The organism is Sinorhizobium fredii USDA 205, from assembly GCF_001461695.1.
In the GTDB taxonomy this organism is placed as follows: Bacteria; Pseudomonadota; Alphaproteobacteria; order Rhizobiales; family Rhizobiaceae; genus Sinorhizobium; species Sinorhizobium fredii.
Genome location: NZ_AUTC01000175.1, coordinates 12,799 through 28,822 on the forward strand (window position 1 = coordinate 12,799; position 16,024 = coordinate 28,822).

Annotated in this window: 13 protein-coding genes and 1 other RNA gene; 7 read left to right on the plus strand and 7 right to left on the minus strand. The window is 63.3% G+C overall.

From position 1 onward, the window contains the following. Positions 1 to 113: 113 nt before the first annotated feature. From N181_RS25730 to N181_RS25740, 3 genes are read right to left on the minus strand one after another with little or no spacing between them, the layout of a single operon-like run. Positions 114 to 653: a dihydrofolate reductase gene (locus N181_RS25730; RefSeq protein ID WP_014328911.1), complete on the minus strand. Its 540-nt coding sequence runs from the start codon at positions 651 to 653 to the stop codon at positions 114 to 116. Then, entirely contained in the window at positions 646 to 1,251 is a 606-nt protein-coding gene (locus N181_RS25735; protein WP_014328912.1) for a glutathione S-transferase family protein, read from the minus strand. Before N181_RS25735 ends, N181_RS25730 begins: the two co-directional genes overlap by 8 nt. A gap of 54 nt (positions 1,252 to 1,305) precedes the next feature. Further along, positions 1,306 to 2,100: a thymidylate synthase gene (locus N181_RS25740; protein ID WP_037401020.1), complete on the minus strand. Its 795-nt coding sequence runs from the start codon at positions 2,098 to 2,100 to the stop codon at positions 1,306 to 1,308. Between the two features lie 207 nt (positions 2,101 to 2,307). On the opposite strand from N181_RS25740, the gene ssrA reads away from it, so the two are divergent. From ssrA to N181_RS25760, 4 genes are all read left to right on the plus strand, one after another. Beyond that, positions 2,308 to 2,664, plus strand: a transfer-messenger RNA (tmRNA) gene (gene ssrA / locus N181_RS25745). A gap of 205 nt (positions 2,665 to 2,869) precedes the next feature. Then, positions 2,870 to 3,376, plus strand: coding sequence for an SspB family protein (locus N181_RS25750; RefSeq protein WP_037400983.1), 507 nt, complete (start codon positions 2,870 to 2,872; stop codon positions 3,374 to 3,376). A 15-nt stretch (positions 3,377 to 3,391) separates the two neighbouring features. Continuing rightward, on the plus strand, positions 3,392 to 3,619 hold the full coding sequence (locus N181_RS25755) for a DUF4169 family protein (RefSeq protein WP_014328915.1): 228 nt from the start codon (positions 3,392 to 3,394) through the stop codon (positions 3,617 to 3,619). A gap of 190 nt (positions 3,620 to 3,809) precedes the next feature. Then, positions 3,810 to 4,046: a ribbon-helix-helix domain-containing protein gene (locus N181_RS25760; protein ID WP_014328916.1), complete on the plus strand. Its 237-nt coding sequence runs from the start codon at positions 3,810 to 3,812 to the stop codon at positions 4,044 to 4,046. On the opposite strand, the gene N181_RS25765 is transcribed toward N181_RS25760, so the two are convergent. Further along, entirely contained in the window at positions 4,033 to 7,773 is a 3,741-nt protein-coding gene (locus tag N181_RS25765) for an AsmA family protein (RefSeq protein WP_060563976.1), read from the minus strand. The two genes, N181_RS25760 and N181_RS25765, sit on opposite strands and share 14 nt — an antisense overlap. Before the next feature lie 63 nt (positions 7,774 to 7,836). After that, on the minus strand, positions 7,837 to 9,243 hold the full coding sequence (locus N181_RS25770; RefSeq protein WP_037400989.1) for an FAD-binding oxidoreductase: 1,407 nt from the start codon (positions 9,241 to 9,243) through the stop codon (positions 7,837 to 7,839). A gap of 471 nt (positions 9,244 to 9,714) precedes the next feature. On the opposite strand from N181_RS25770, the gene N181_RS25775 reads away from it, so the two are divergent. Next, positions 9,715 to 10,155 carry an anthrone oxygenase family protein gene (locus N181_RS25775; protein WP_014328920.1) on the plus strand — a complete coding sequence of 147 codons (441 nt, stop codon included), beginning with the start codon at positions 9,715 to 9,717 and terminating at the stop codon, positions 10,153 to 10,155. A gap of 30 nt (positions 10,156 to 10,185) precedes the next feature. On the opposite strand, the gene N181_RS25780 is transcribed toward N181_RS25775, so the two are convergent. Together N181_RS25780 and N181_RS25785 are read right to left on the minus strand one after the other, a co-directional pair. Continuing rightward, positions 10,186 to 13,341 (minus strand): efflux RND transporter permease subunit, encoded by a 3,156-nt coding sequence (locus N181_RS25780; RefSeq protein WP_037400993.1) that lies wholly within the window; start codon positions 13,339 to 13,341, stop codon positions 10,186 to 10,188. After that, on the minus strand, positions 13,338 to 14,531 hold the full coding sequence (locus tag N181_RS25785; protein WP_037400996.1) for an efflux RND transporter periplasmic adaptor subunit: 1,194 nt from the start codon (positions 14,529 to 14,531) through the stop codon (positions 13,338 to 13,340). Before N181_RS25785 ends, N181_RS25780 begins: the two co-directional genes overlap by 4 nt. A 257-nt stretch (positions 14,532 to 14,788) precedes the next feature. Between N181_RS25785 and N181_RS25790 the strand changes: the two genes are divergently transcribed. Continuing rightward, on the plus strand, positions 14,789 to 15,610 hold the full coding sequence (locus N181_RS25790) for a cyclase family protein (protein ID WP_037400999.1): 822 nt from the start codon (positions 14,789 to 14,791) through the stop codon (positions 15,608 to 15,610). Between the two features lie 20 nt (positions 15,611 to 15,630). Then, the coding region (locus N181_RS25795; RefSeq protein WP_060563977.1) for a carboxymuconolactone decarboxylase family protein at positions 15,631 to 16,024 on the plus strand (394 nt) is incomplete at its 3' end.

Genomic DNA, 16,024 nt, shown 5'->3' on the forward strand with positions numbered 1-16,024 from the left:
TGCTTTCAACGCGATACGGGCGAGTTCACCGTAAAGTGCTAAAAATAGTTGACGGGTTCTCAGCCCGACCGGACAGGGAGAGAGGTGCGTTCGTATCACCGTTGCCGTTTCGGCTAAATTGCCGGCTTTTCGCGTCGGCGCCACGTGACAAAATGCATCGCATGGCTGTCCTTCTCACCGCGCGGCAGATCTTCTTCGAAGACCTTCTCGAAGACCGCCGGATCGATCGGCGGAAAGCGTGTGTCGCCGTCCACCTCCGCCCGCACCTCGGTCACGTGCAGCACGTCGGCGAGGTCGATCGACTGCCGGTAAATTTCGCCCCCGCCGATGATGCAGATCTCGTCGACGCCGAGTTCGACGGCATGTGTCCGCGCCATTTCCACCGCCTGCTGCAGCGACGCGGCAATCTCGGCTCCCGCGACCCTAAGATTTGGGTCGCGGCTGATGACGATGTTCGGCCGGCCTGGCAGCGGTCGGCCGAGCGATGCCCAGGTCTTCCGTCCCATGACAACCGGCTTGCCGATCGTCAGTGCCTTGAACCGCTTGAGATCCGTCGAAAGCCGCCACGGCAGGTCGCCCTCACGCCCGATCACGCCATTGGTGGCGACCGCAACGACGATGACGATCTTCGGTTCCGGTCTTGCATCAGTCATGGAAGCCACTCGGTTTGCTGTCGATTTCGCGGGCGCGCAGAAGCGCCGGGCGATCGGTCACGACGTGGATATAACGATCGATGATGCCGCTTTCCGGCAGGATCTTGCGCATCCACTGCAGGGCGCTTGCGAGCAGCAGGTCGGCCGCGCTCATCCTGTCGCCGATGAGATAGGGCTGGCGCGTCAACACGTCGACCACATGTGCGCACATCTCGGTATAGAGCCGCGCCAGCAGCGGATTGCTGACGGTAACGCCGGAAATATGGGCAAGCGCCGTCGGCTCGATCACGCCGGCATAATAGGCGAGCCAGGAGAGGTAAGCGCCGCGGTCGCGGTGACCGGGCGGCCGCCCGAGGCTGCAGTCGGGGTAGAGATCGGTCAGATACTGCACGACGGCGGCCGATTCCCAGACCAGCGTCCCATCGTGCAGGAGTGCCGGCACCTGCTTGTGCGGATGCGGATTGTTCTCGTCCGGACCGCCGGAGCCATCCCAGCGGCGGATATTGACGTAGCGAATTTCGTATTCCGCACCGAGTTCCTCGAGCAGCCAGATGATCCGCGACGAGCGCGACAAGGGTGCATGGATCAGCGTCAGCATCAAAACCTCCCGTCACGCCGGTCGCTCCCGGCTTCTTGAAGCCGCCCTCGGAGATCAGACCGCGACGGGCGCCTTTATATGTGAATCGGCTTCGTAGCCAACGAGCGTAAAGTCTTCGAACGTGAAGGAAAATACGTCCTTCACCGCCGGATTGATCTCCATCTTCGGCAGCGCCTTCGGCGTCCTCGTCAGCTGCAGCCGGGCCTGGTCGAAGTGGTTGTGGTAGATATGCGCGTCGCCGAGCGTGTGCACGAAATCACCGGGCTTCAGCCCCGTCACCTGCGCCACCATCAGCGTCAACAGCGCATAGGATGCGATGTTGAAGGGTACCCCGAGGAAGATATCGCCGGAACGCTGGTAGAGCTGGCAGGAGAGCTTGCCGTCCGCCACGTAGAACTGGAACAGGCAATGGCAGGGCGGCAAGGCCATCTCGTCGACGAGCGCCGGGTTCCAGGCCGAGACGATGTGACGGCGCGAATTCGGATTGGTTTTCAGGCCCTCGATCAGCCCGGTGATCTGGTCGATGTGGCCGCCGGCCGGCGTCGGCCAGAACCGCCATTGATAGCCATAGACAGGCCCGAGCTCGCCCCGTTCATCCGCCCAGTCGTCCCAGATGCTGACGCCGTTCTCCTTGAGATAGGCGATATTCGTCTCGCCCTTCAGGAACCACAGGAGCTCGTAGATGATCGACCGCAGATGCAGCTTCTTGGTCGTCAGCACCGGAAAGCCTTCGGAGAGATCGAAGCGCATCTGATAGCCGAAGACGGAACGCGTGCCGGTACCCGTCCGGTCGCCGCGATCGGTCCCCTTGGTCATCACATGGTCGAGAAGCTCAAGATACTGCCGCATGGTCCTTCGCACCGCCGATTCGTTCGTTTCCTGAAAATAGGACGAAGCCAGGGGGGAACCAATGGCTCGGCGACATTTTCCCGCGATTTCGGCCACCCGTGCGCACGACAGCAGCGACGCGGGCATCGGCACGGCTTTTTCGCACTGTGAGGGCGTTTGGAGACGCACCAGCGACGGCGCCCTATTCGCCGCATTTCCTTCCACCAACCCCTTTTCTTGAGCGGCGGAAACACCTATATGACAGGAGCCGTCTTCGGGCGGCTATGGCAATAAACGGGCGATGCAATAAACCCATTGGACCCGGGGGCGGTACCCGGCGCCTCCACCAAAAACCGGTCGGCAGACCGGCTTTTGATGGGGGCGAAATAGGATCGACAAGGGCGTAAAGATCGACTTTTTGCTCGGCATTGTACCACCGTTATCGGGCTAAACTTATAGTTGCAAACGACAACTATGCTGAAGCACGTCTCGCTGCCTAACGGCGGTGCGGCACTTCAAATCAAGTCCTTCCGGGTAGCACCGTAAGGCGGGGTCCGAAGGCACCTGGCAACAGAAGCCTTCACCTTCTCCCCCGTGCTGAAATGGTCTATAGATGCCTCGATAATTGACTCGTCCGAATTGGACAGGCAATGAGACGAGACACGGCGAGGGGCGTACGCCCCGACGCCAACGGCCCGAATAGGGCATTGAATTGCTGTATGAAACGCGATTTCGATCCGAGCCATCATGCGGTAAAGTGAGTTTGAAGAAATACGGGGATCAGGATCACATGGGCCAGGACCACATCCGCTACGACATTCTGGCGCAGGACGCGCTTCGCGGCGTCATCCGCAAGGTGCTGGCCGAAGTTGCCGCTACCGGCCATTTGCCTGGCGACCACCATTTCTTCATCACCTTCCTGACCGGGGCTCCCGGCGTACGCATCTCCCAGCATCTCAAGGCGAAATATCCTGAACAGATGACGATCGTCGTCCAGCATCAGTTCTGGGAGCTGAAGGTTTCCGAGACCGGTTTTGAAATCGGCCTCTCCTTCTCCGATACGCCGGAGAAGCTGGTGATCCCCTTCAATGCCGTGCGCGGTTTCTACGATCCATCGGTGAATTTCGAGCTCGAGTTCGATGTCGCCTCCGGAGAAGAAGAAGAATCGGCGGAGATCACCGCTTACCCGATAGGCGAAGCCGATGAAGCTTCGCAGAACAACCCTGGGCCAGACGGTGCCCCGAAGGGCGGCGGCGGCTCGGTCGTATCGCTCGATTCATTCCGCAAGAAGAACTGACCACGGAGCGTGGTGATGGCCGGCGACGTCGTCAACCTGCGTCAGTTTCGCAAGCGTCAGGCCCGAGCCGAGCGGGAGAAGCAGGCCGAACAGAATCGGCTTTCCTTCGGCCGAGCGAAAACGGAAAAGTCCCTCACAACTGCCTTGAACGAAAAGGCATCGAAGGCGCTTGACCAGGGTCGATTGGAAGGGGCTCGGTCCGATGCGCCGGCCCGGCCAGGCCCGGACGGAGAAGAAGCCTGAACCCTCGACTGCATGTTTTCTGAAATCGGAGCCGATCTGAGGTCGAAAACATGCAGGAGTTCAATGTGCGGCAGCGACTGTGGCGCGTCTGATAAGACGCACGGCGTGAAAAAGTGATTACGCCACAAGGACTTGGAAACGGTTCCGGAATCGGATTGCCAACGCGCTGAATCGACTTGTGAGGCCAGGGATGATCGCCAAGCATTCGGCGACACTGCACGGACACCGGACCAGTTTCACGCTTGAGGACCCCTTTTGGCAGGAATTGAAGTCGATCGCCAAGAGCCGCGGCATGCCGCTCGCGCGACTGATCGCGGAAATCGACGACGGGCGCGGCTCGGAGGGAAACCTTTCTTCGGCGATACGGCTTTACGTGCTTGCGTGGATCAAGGCCCAGGCAAGGCCGGTTGAGCCTACCGCACCGTAATGTCCGGCAGCATGTCGAAGTTCAGGCCCTGCCCCGCTGGCGGACCTGCGTTCTGCCCGGCAGGCGGCGGCGCATTCCGCTGAACGTCCTGAACCGGCGCTTCTTGAGGCTGCGTTGTCTGCGGTGGTAGTTGGCGCGAGCGCTGGCGTTCCTCTTCGGCGGTCCGACGCGCGGCTGCCCGCGCCATGGCCTCGGCTTTCATGCGCGCCGCTTCGACCGCGGCGGCCTGGCGGCGACGTTCTTCGATTATCGTCCGTCGCCGTTGGAGTTCGCGCTCGGTCGCGCGTGCCTTGTAAAGCGCGACCTCGCGGCGCAGGCGCTGCTTTTCAAGCACGTTCGCCTGCAGCGTCTCCACCCGCCGGCGCTCCCTTTCGTAAGCACGAAGCGACAGGAAGTTGGCAAGGTCGGTAACATCCACGCTGACACCGGGCGCCACGAGGAGCCCTGCATAGCCGAAACGCACACGCGGCTCGGCACCGGCCAGCGCCTCTTCGCCCGGCCGGAAGGTAAGATCGACCGCGCCGCTCATACGTTCCCCCGGAAGGTCGAAGGAGACTTCGCCGGAGAAAGCCGCATTGCCGTCCGCCGCCGTCACGTTCTGCGCCCTGACCGTTCCACCAGCGATATTGAAGGGCACCTTGACCGCGCCGACGACGGATTGCCCGCTGAAAAGCACTTCTTCAGCTGCTTTGCGCACGGCGTCCGGAGATATCTCGGTTTTCATCGCATCGGCCGCTGCCATCAATTGCGGCAACGCCGCAGTGTTGATGCCATTCAGCGTCACGCCATTGAACGTGGCCGTTCCCGAACCGCTTATCGAACTGGCCATCGCCTTCGGCGTCGCACCGGATGCTTCCAACGCGACGGAAAGGTCGAAACGACCGGTCGCCACGGGACCGTTCTGCCGCGCCCATCCGGCAGCAGCCAGATCTCCGCCCTTCAGGTCGAACCGTGAGCGCAAGAAACCCGAGCCGTTTGCGTTGCCCACCTGAAGCCGCCCCTCGAGCTTGCCCCCCAACCAGTCTCCGGCCGCTTCGGTCAAGGCGAGTTCATCGCCCTCCCATTCGAGCTTTCCGCTGAAACCGGTAACGTCTCCGTAGAAGCCCGGCCAAAAGCGCTTCGCCGTGAGTTCAAGGGCGACATCAAGGCCAGTCCAAGCCGGCTGCGTCACCGGCGCCAGCGACAAGCCGCCGCCCGAGGTGTCGTGGACCTGTCCGAGGATCCCTTCACCCAGCCAGGCGAGATCGATCGTATCGAGCGCCAGTTCGCCGCGAGCCGTGCCCTGAGCCTTGCGGTCGATCGTCAGCGCCCCGGTGAACCCGTTCTGGTCCGCCTTGCCCTCAATGGCCGAGAACGCGATCTTTTCCGGATCGGCAGCAAAGTCGGCGGCCAGCTTCACCGGCAGCCCGCTGCCCATCTGCGGCAATGCAATACCTTGCTGCAACAGGTAGGGTTCGAAATCCTCCGTCTGCAGCGTCAGCTTGCCCTGCCCCTCGAGATAGTGATCCCGCGAAAGATCGACGGTACCCTTGGCGGCGATCTGCGTCTTCTCGGTCGTGAAGGTCAACGAGCCATTCGCCTGGGAGCCGTCCGTGCTCTGCAGCCTGACGGCGAGAATGCCGTTGGCGTCTGCATCGAACGGCAGCGGGTCGAGCCCGGCCTGTCCGAGAAGAACGGCGGTCTGCGGGTTCTCAAGCGTCGCCTCCAGCAGCATGCCCTTGCCGGCAAGGGCCTGGGCAACATCCGGCGCCTGGTAGCTGGCGGCGATCTTGCCGCCGTTGGCGGTGCCGATCACGCCGAAAGTGAAGGGTGCGCTCCCCTCCTTGCTGCCCGCCGTCAACGTCATGTCGAGGGCTGCGTCGGAATAGTACGGCCCGCCCCTGATCAGCCTTGCCAAGGCCGGGTGGGCGATCGTGTGCCGTCCGACCAATTCCAGGAATGGCGTCAACTCTTCGGCGGCAAGTTTCATCTTCGCCGAAATCACCGGCTTTTCGAAGCCGCCACTCATGCGACCGGAAAAAGCGAGCTGAGCGCCCGAAAGATCACCGATTGCCACCCGCTCGGCCTGCAACTGGCCATTCTTAAGCGTCAAGACCGCCTGCACATCATGCGCCTCCTCGCCGAAAGCGGAGAGCGTCTCGGCGGAAAGTTCGGCAGCAATGGCATGATTGAGCAAGGTTGCCGAGGAAGCATCCCCGGCGACCAGACCACCCAGCGCCTGCAGCGCCTCCAGGTCGATACGGTTGCCCTTGAGTTGCAGCGACAGCGCCGGCTGCTGATCGGCAAAGGACTGCCGCTCCAGCCTTCCCTTGAGCGTCGCGGGACCGGCCGCCACTTCGAGCTTTTCGAATTGCTGCAGCGTATCGGTGAGGTTGACGGTCGCGGCAAAGCCCGCCGTTTTCAACTTGCGGATGGCGGGGTCGACCGAACCGGCCAGCCAGTTGGCGAGCCCCGACGGTTGGTTCGAGGCGACGACGATGTCGCCGCGAAAGGCCCGCTGTCCCTTGAGGTTCAGCCGCCCCTTGGCTTCGAGTTGCGTGCGACCGGGCAAGAGCGCCACCGCATCGTCGACGATCCAGCCCGCACCGTCAGGTCTGACATCGAGACGGATGTCGCGCACGGTGGTGTCGCCGATGACGATCGCCGGAAGCTTCAAGCTCGCTCGGCCAGGCACCTGCGGAATGGGAATATCGGCCGCAATCGCCATCATCGTTTCCAGCCGCTGTCGCAGGGAAACTGCCGGGTTGCGGCCGGTCTTGCCCCCTCGGCCGGAATTGCCGATGCGGCTGACATCGATCTGCTGCCCATCGGCGATCAACAGGAACTTCTGATCCTTGCCGGTATCGAGCGTCGCCTCGCCGGTGATGATGTAGGGATCGTCCGGCGGACCCGCCTCGAAATGATACTCAGGTACGCGAATGCTTTCATTGGTCAGTTGGAATTGGCCATTGATGCGCAACGCGCCGCCCGACCTGACCTCTTCGGCCGGCCGATTTTCCGTCAGCGTGAACCGGCCCGCGTAGACCGGCCTGAAATCGACGACCTTTAGTTCGCCGTCGAGCTCGACGCCGAAGGGTCGCTCATCCGGGATCAGCCGCGCCCGAAGGCTGAGTGCTCCTTCGTCGTCTACCGCGTTGCTCATGAAGGAGAAGCTACCCGCCTCACCATCGAGCGCGGCACGGCCCTCGACCTTCCAGGGACCTGCGAGTGAACGCGCCGAGACAGCGGCGGACAGGTCACTGACCCGGCGCGTGCGCCCGGCCTGCTCGTCGACGAATTCGATCTCGCCATCGGCGATCTCGACATTTTCAAGCACCACGGTGTTGGCGGGGATTGCCGCGCGCGGCCCGCGCGCCCAATCGAGCGTACCGTCCGGCTGCAGCCGGAGTTTCGCCCGGGGCCGGTCGAGGCGCATGTCGAAGATCAGCGCCTCGCCGCTCAAGAAAGGCGCGAGCTCGGCGCTCATCGAGAACTGGGCGACCTGAATCAACGGCTCCCCGTCGCCTTCGTCTCCGACCCGCACGTCGTTGAGCGTCACGGTCGGGAAGGGAATGAGCCGCGCATCGACGCTGCCGTGCACGACCACGGGCTTGCCCATGATCCGGCTCGCCTCGCGCTCGAAATCGGTGCGGAAATCGGTCCAGTTTATGAACAAGGGTGCGATCAACGCCACGAAGAGCGCGATGACCAACAGGCCGCCGATGATTACGAAGATTCGCGCCAGCACCGTGTCACATTCCCATCTGTTCCGTTCGCGCCCCTCTTGCGCGTTTCAGCCCATCCGCCTGCATCACGTAAAGATCTTGCCCGGATTGAAGATGTTGTCCGGATCGAGCGAACGCTTGATCTGCCGCATCAGATCGAGCGCCCCGCCGAGCTCTGCTTCCAGGAACGGCATCTTGCCCTGTCCGATGCCGTGCTCTCCCGTACAAGTACCATCCATCGACAGCGCGCGGCTATTCAGCCGTTCGACGAAGGCCTCGACCTGCGCCACGTCGGCGGGGTCCTTGTCGTCGAACAGCACACCAACGTGGAAATTGCCGTCGCCGGCGTGACCGACGATCGGCGCGATCAGCCCATGCGCGGCGATATCCTCGTGCGTCGCCGTGACGCAGTCGGCGAGACGCGAAATCGGCACGCAGACATCAGTCGCCAGGATGGCGGCGCCGGGCCTGAGGCTCTTCTGCGCCCAATAGGCGTTGTGCCGCGCCTTCCAGAGGCGCGCCCGCTCTTCCGGATTGGTGGTCCAGACAAACCCTGTAGACCCGAATTCCGACGCTATTTCGGCGAACTGGCGCGATTGCAGCTCGACGCTCTCGGCGCTGCCGTGAAACTCGACGAAAAGCGTCGGCGTTTCGGCATAGTTCAGGCCGGAATAGGCATTGCAGGCTTGCATTTGCACGGCGTCGAGGAGTTCGATGCGGGCAACCGGTATGCCGGACTGGATCGTCACGATAACCGCGTTGCAGGCGTCCGCGATCGTCGGGAACGGGCAGACGCCGCCGGATATCACCTCCGGAATGCCCTGCAGGCGGAGCGTGATCGAGGTGATGATGCCGAGCGTCCCTTCAGCCCCGACGAAAAGGCGCGTCAGGTCGTAGCCGGCGGAGGACTTGCGGGCCCGATGCGCGGTTCTGATCTCCCGCCCGCCGGCAACAACGGCGGTGACCGCAAGCACGTTCTCCTTCATCGTGCCGTAGCGAACCGCATTGGTTCCCGAGGCGCGCGTCGAGGCCATGCCGCCTATCGAGGCGTTCGCACCGGGATCGATCGGGAAAAAGAGGCCTGTGTCGCGCAGATAGGTGTTCAATCCCTCACGCGTCACGCCCGGCTCGACCGTGCAGTCGAGGTCTTCGGCATTGACGGAAAGGATGCGGTTCATCCGCATCATGTCGACCGATATGCCGCCCTGGGGCGCATTCACATGGCCTTCGAGCGAAGAGCCGGTGCCGAAAGCTATGAGCGGCACGCGATGCGCCGAGGCGATCTCGACGATCTCCCGGACTTCGGCGGCATTCTCGGGAAAGACGACCGCGTCCGGAAGCTGTGCCGGGATGTAAGTCGTCGTATTGGCGTGCTGGGCCCGGATTGCCTCTCCCGTCTGAAACCGATCACCGAACCGTCCGCCGAGAAGCGTCTTGGCTGCGGCGATGCCGTTCTCGTTCCTCGAACCCGCCTTGATCGCCTTCAACGCCACGACATTTCCCTTCCCATGCGACGTTCACCCTGACAACGCAGGCCGTCGCAACGTTTTGAACGCCCGCACAATCTATCCTCAATTCGATGCCGAATTAAGGAATTATGTGGTCGCCGAATGCGGAAAGCCTTCGACCGCCTCACCCTGCATGCGGGCAGCTGTCGCGACGGTCACGGACCGTTCGGCGACCAATCCCGCCGTCCGTGACGGCACGCGCGGGTCAACGCCCGCCGCCAACCGCGAAGCGCTTTCATTTCAAGGCGCTACTGTGCAAATCGGAATCGGTTTGTCCAGAAGTTACGTCATCCCATCCGGTTCGCGCACATCAAATCGCAGGCGCTGATACCGGCTTGTCACAGACCGCGGCAATTCTCGCGTCAAGCTGGCAAAGGAGGACGGGCCATCAGCCTATAATGCAGCTTTTGTTTGCGAGCCCTTCGAGTATCATGTCTGAAAACGGGAGAACGTCTCATGTTCGGCCTGCTCGCTCTGCTTACAGCATCCGTTTTCTTTGGCGCCGCCATCTATATCAATCTGGCAGAACAACCAGCGAGGCTGCGCCTCGACCACCGTGCCGCACTGGCGGAGTGGGGCCCGTCCTATCGCCGCGGCTTCGAGATGCAGGCCTCTCTGGCGATCATATCCGGCCTCCTCGGTGCCGCCGCCTGGTGGCAAAGCGGCAATGCGCTCTGGGGCCTCGGCGCTGCCGTCATCATCCTGAACTGGCCCTATACCCTCATGCTGATCATGCCGATCAACAATCGGCTGGAAACGACGCCGCCGGACCAGGCAAGCGAGGAGACCCGCGAGCTCATCACGCGCTGGGGCAAGCTCCATGCCGGACGCAGCGCCCTCGGCGCGATCGCCGCGGCAATCTATCTCATCGCCGCTGCCGCCGGAATGTCGAGCTGACGCTCTTCGCGCAGGGAGGCCGCGACGCCCTCACCCGGCTTTTGGCGATCCTTCGAGCACCACGGCCGCATCCATTTCCTCGTGCAGCTTGCGCTCCTCGTCCGCATGCGGGCTGGTGAAGCGGGCGATGACGAGATAGGCGACCGGGGTCAGATAGAGCGTCACGATCACCGCAAGTCCAAGGCCGCCGACGAGCACCCAGCCGAGCGCGATGCGCGCTTCCGCCCCTGCCCCGCTCGCCAGCACCAGGGGCAGGGCGCCGACGATTGTTGCGATCATCGTCATCATCACCGGCCTGAGGCGGATATTGGCGGCGTTCTCGATGGCGCTGCGCACATCCTGGCCGCGGTCGCGCAGCTGGTTGGCGAATTCGACGATGAGGATGCCGTTCTTCGCCATGATGCCGACCAGCATGACGAGGCCGATCTGGCTATAGATGTTCAAGGTATTGCCGGTCATGATCATCGCGAAGACGGCGCAGGCAAGGCCGAGCGGCACCGTCGACATGATGATGAGGCCACTGACGAAGCTTTCGAACTGCGCCGCCAGCACCAGGAAGATGATGATGATCGCAAAGCCGAAGGTGATGAACAGGCCGCTGGCGTTCTCGTCGAGCGTCGCGGCTTCCGCAAGCGGCATGATCCGCGACCCCGGCGGCAGCAGAGGCTCGGCCATCTCTTCCACCATCGACAGGGCCTCGCCCAGTGCCAGGTCGGATTTCAAGCCGGCCGACAGCGAGACGGCGCGAAGCTGGGATTCGCGCGCAAGCTGCGGCGCCACGGCCTTCTCCTCGACCGTTGCGATCGACGACATCGGCACGATCCGGCCGTCGCCGGCCTTGACGAAGATGTTCTGGAGGTCGGTCGGGTCGTTGAGCGGCGTGGTGGAGGAGAGCAGCTTGACCGGATAGGCCTCGCCCTCGACGAAGATATCGACGACGCTGCTGCCGTCGAGCATTGCCTGCATCGCCCACGAAAGAGCACTGATGTCGACGCCGAGATCGGAGGCGCGCTCTCGATCGATTGTCACGGACAGCTGCGCCTGGTTAGCCTCGTAGTTCAGCCGCACGTTTTCGAAGCGGCCGGTATCTTCCATCGCCCGCACGAGCTTTGCCGCCGCATCGCCGAGCTTCGTGTAGTCGTTGCCGACCAGCGCCACCTGCAGGCCACTGCCCGCACCGCGAATGCCGAGGCTGTTGGCCTGGATGGTCGAGGCGCGCACCGAAGCCACTTTGCCGGTCACCTTGTTGATATCGGCGACTATCTGTTGCTGGGTTCGGTCACGCTGTTCCCAGGCGGCGAGAGTCAGCACCATGAAGCCGCTATTGGCCGAGCCGCCCTGGCCGGAAATCGAGAACACGTTGGTGATCTCGCCGGATTTGACCAGCGGCTGCAGGCCATCTTCGATCCGGCGCATCTGCGCCTGCGTATATTCGAGCGAGACGCCTTGCGGCGCGTTGATCCTCAGCATCACCTGCGAGCGGTCCTCGTTCGGCGTCAGCTCCGACTTCAGCGTCATGAACCCGGCCGCCCCGGCCACCGTGAAGAAGGCGGCAACGGTGAAGACGATGAGGGGCGCATTGAGGCAGGCCCGGAGCGTCACACGATAGAAGGCCGCCGCGCGCTGGCCGAAACGCGCCATCGGGCCCTGCTGCGCATGTGCCTCACTGGTCAGCATGCGCGACGCGAGCATCGGGCAGAGCGTCAGCGACACGAAGGAGGACAGCAGGATCGAGAAGGCGAGCACGAAGCCGAATTCGCGGAACAGCCCACCGGTCTGCCCGGGCAGGAATGAGAGCGGCACGAAGACCGCCGCCAGCGTCGCCGTGGTCGCCAGAACGGCAAAGAAGACCTCGAGCGTGCCGTGCACGGCGGCGGCGCGGGGACCGAGCCCCTCCGCCCGGCGGCGCACGATGTTCTCCAGCACGACGATCGCGTCGTCGACGACCAGGCCGGTCGCGAGCACGATCGCAAGCAGCGTCAGGATGTTGATCGAAAAGCCGGCGAAATAGATCGCCGCCACTGTTCCGATAAGCGCGATCGGCATGCTGATCGTCGGGATCAGCGTCGCGCGCCAGTCGAGCAGGAAGAGATAGATCACCAAAGTGACGATGAAGACGGCGACGCCGAGCGCAATCTCCACCTCATGGATCGCACCGTTGATGAACACCGCATCGTCGCTGGTGATCTTGAGCTCGGTGCCCGGCGGCAGGATATCCGAGGAAATCGTATCCACCACCTTGCGCACGCCCTCGGAGATATCGACGGTGTTCGACTGCGCCTGGCGGATGATGCCGAGGCCTATGCCCTGGCGGCCGTTGGAGCGCAGTGCCGAGCTGCCCGTGTCCGGACCAAGGGTCACCGTCGCCACGTCGCGCAGCCTGACATTGTTGCCGAGGATGAGGTTCTCGAACTGCTCGGGCGTCTGCAGGTCCGCCGTCGCCCGCACCGAAATATCCTGGCTGGCGCTCGTCAGCGACCCGGCCGGCACGTCATAGGACGCATTGGCAAGCGCCTCGCGCAGATTGGCGACGGTAACGCCGCGCCCGGCGAGCTTGGCCTGGTTGAGGTCGATGCGGAAGATCTTCTCCTGGTCGCCATAGACGGTGACATCAGCGACGCCCTCGACCGCCGCCAAACGGTCGCTGATCTCGTTTTCGACCAGCAGCGTCATGTCTTCCATCGACATGGTATCGGAAGTCAGTGCCAGACGCATGATCGGCTGGCTGTCGGAATCGGCCTTGACGATGCGCGGCTCCTCCGCATCGTCCGGCAGCCGGCCGCTGACCCGGCCGAGCGCATCGCGAATGTCGTTCGCCGCCTGGCCGATGTCGGTCGTGTCGGAAAATTCGAGCGTGACGCGGCTGCGGCCGAAGGACGACGAAGAGGAGATGCCCTTGATGCCCTGGACGCGCGACACCGCGCCTTCGATGATCGACGTCACTTCGCGGTCGATCGTCTCGGGCGAGGCGCCCTCGAACTCCGTCGTCACAGAGATGACCGGCTGGTCGACCTGCGGCAGTTCGCGGATTTCGATGCCGTTCCAGGCGGCAAGGCCCGCGACCACGATCAACATGTTGACGACGAGCGCGAAGATCGGCCGGCGGATGAAGAGCGCGGTGAAGCCGGTCTTGCCGCCCTGCCCGCCGGGCGAACTGCCATGGTGACCGCCTATGCCGATGTTCATTGCGCGTCCCCCGCCACCTTCTGCTCCGGTTCGGACCTCGCTTCGCCGGCGATGCGGACTGCGCCGCCATCGCGCAACCGCTGCACACCCTCGGTGACGATACGGTCGCCTTCGGCGATCTGCGCCTCGACCAGCACCTTGTCGGGGTTGCGCTGAATGATCTTGATTGGCACCCGCTCGCTCTTGTCGCCGTTAACGCGCCAGATATAGGACCCTTCAGAACTCCACTGGACCGCCAGCGGATCCACGGTTGGATAGCGATCCCCGTCGAAGGCCATCATGACGGAAAAGGACATGCCGGCGCGCAGCATGTCGTCCGGATTTTCGAGCCGCGCCCGCACCCGGAGCGTCCGGCTCGCCTGGTCGAGGCGGTTGTCGATGGCATGGATGGCACCGTCCAGCTGCCGGCCGGGTTGCGCCACCGCATTTGCCGTCACGGGCTGTCCGACGGAAATCTTGCTGGCAAAGCGCTCCGGCACCCAGAAATCGACGAGGATCTGCGACCGGTCGTCGACAACCGCGATCGGCGTCGACGTGGTAACATAATCCCCGACATTCATGGTGATGATGCCGACCACGCCCTTCGAGGGCGCAACGATGTCGCGCCGCCTGAGATCGAGTTCTGCCGTTCTGAGCGCCAATTCGGCCGCCTGCATGGCGATCTCTGCGTCGCGAACCTCTACTGCAGTCACCGCTCGGGCCGTTCCGAGATTGCGGTAGCGCTCGACCTTTTCCCGGGCGCTATCGCGCGTCAGGCGGGCGTGCTCGGCAGCAATCATCTGCTCGTCGCTGTCAAGCCGCGCAATCACCTGGCCTTCCTCGATCCGATCACCGGATTTTACCTGAATTTCCGTGAGATTGCCCGTGGAAGCCGGCGTTACGGTCACCGAACGGATCGCCTCGCCGTTGCCGATGGCATTCAGCCTGTCGTTGACGATCGCGCTTTCAGCCGGCCTTACGACCACGAGCGCCGCGTCCGAGAAACCGCCGCGCCCACCCTCGCCGCGCCCGCCGTTGCGCTGTCCACTGGCTCCTTCGCCGTTCTGCGATCCCGACAGCGCGTCGATCAGCGGATGCGAAACGCCGATCGCCCCGAGCGTTTCTCCCGCTCCAGGGGCAAAGCGCACCCAGGCGGCGCCCCCGACGACGAGAACGACGAGGCTGACCGCCAGTTGCTTCAAAAAGCGCATTCATGTCTCCGAATAAGATACGCACTCCAGCGCGGCGCGTACCGGCGGAACGTCCCGAGTTGTCGTGAGTATCGTTATTTGCGCGCCTTCGGGCAATCTCGGAACACCATCATTACGCATTTGTAATGAAAGCAGAATTTGTTGTCCGCATCATGGCGCTATCGCGCTCGGACGCTGGACGATCGCTGTTTACAGCCGCCAGGGCTCGGCTATTCTGCCGTCACTGAAACCGGACGTTGAAGAGCGGAGATGAGCACATGTGCGATGCATGCGTAATCGAATCGGTAAAGCAGCAGATGTTGTCGCGGCGCAGCTTCTTCCGCGCCGCCGCGGTCGGGACGGCGGGGGTTGCTGCCGCCGGCATGGGGATCGCGCCGCCGGCGCTCGCTGCCGGGCATGCCAGCGTCACCGACCTTACCCACGAACTCCACGAGGAATTTCCAACCTTCTTCGGCCAGCAGCAGTTTTTCCGCGAGCAGAAGTTCAACTTTGCCGAACATACCTTCAACCTGTTCGAACTGCGGGTGAACGAACACACGGGTACCCATGTCGACGCGCCGCTGCATTTCTCCGCCGACGGTCTCTCGGTCGCCGAACTACCGGTTGAGAAACTCGTCGTGCCGCTCTGCGTTGTCGACATCCGCGAGAGGGCTGCCACCGACCCGGACACGCAGGTGACGCCCGACGACATCAAGGCATGGATCGCCGCCAACGGGGACATCCCGGAAAACTCCTGTGTCGCGATGCTCTCCGGCTGGGCTGCCCATGTCGGCACGGACAAGTTCCGCAATGCCGATAGCGCGGGCAAGCTGCACTTTCCCGGCTTCCATGTCGAAGCCGCCAAATACCTGCTCGAAGAAACGAAGGCTGCCGGGATCGCCGTCGACACACTGTCGCTCGATCACGGCATTTCGCCCGACTTCGCCACCCACCGCGCCTGGCTGCCGGAGGGCCGCTGGGGCCTGGAGGCCGCCGCCAACCTCGACAAGCTGCCGGCCAAGGGCGCGACGCTCGTTCTCGGCGCGCCGAAGCACCGCGGCGGCACCGGCGGTCCGGCGCGCGTCTTCGCCCTCGTTTAGACCCTTTTGAAGGAAGAAGCATGAGCACGATCGCGCCGCCGCCCAATCCGGAATCGAACCCGCGCGTCAAGGCGGTATTCGACGACATCCGCGCCACGCGGAAATCGGAGTTCGTCAACAATATGTGGTTCTGGCTCGCCTTCGATCCAGACCTCCTGGAGCGCACCTGGGCGGAGGTCAAGGCGGTGATGGCGACGCCCTCGGCGCTCGATCCGCTGGTGAAGGAGATGCTTTATATCGCGGTATCCGTCACCAACGGCTGCGGCTATTGCATCCATTCGCACACGGCCGCCGCCAAGGCAAAGGGGATGAGCGAGGCCGAACACGCCGATCTGCTGCGCGTCGTTTCGCTGGCCGCCAAGACCAATCATACCAACGAGCGCCGTTTCCGACTCTCAGGGATTCCCACGGGGC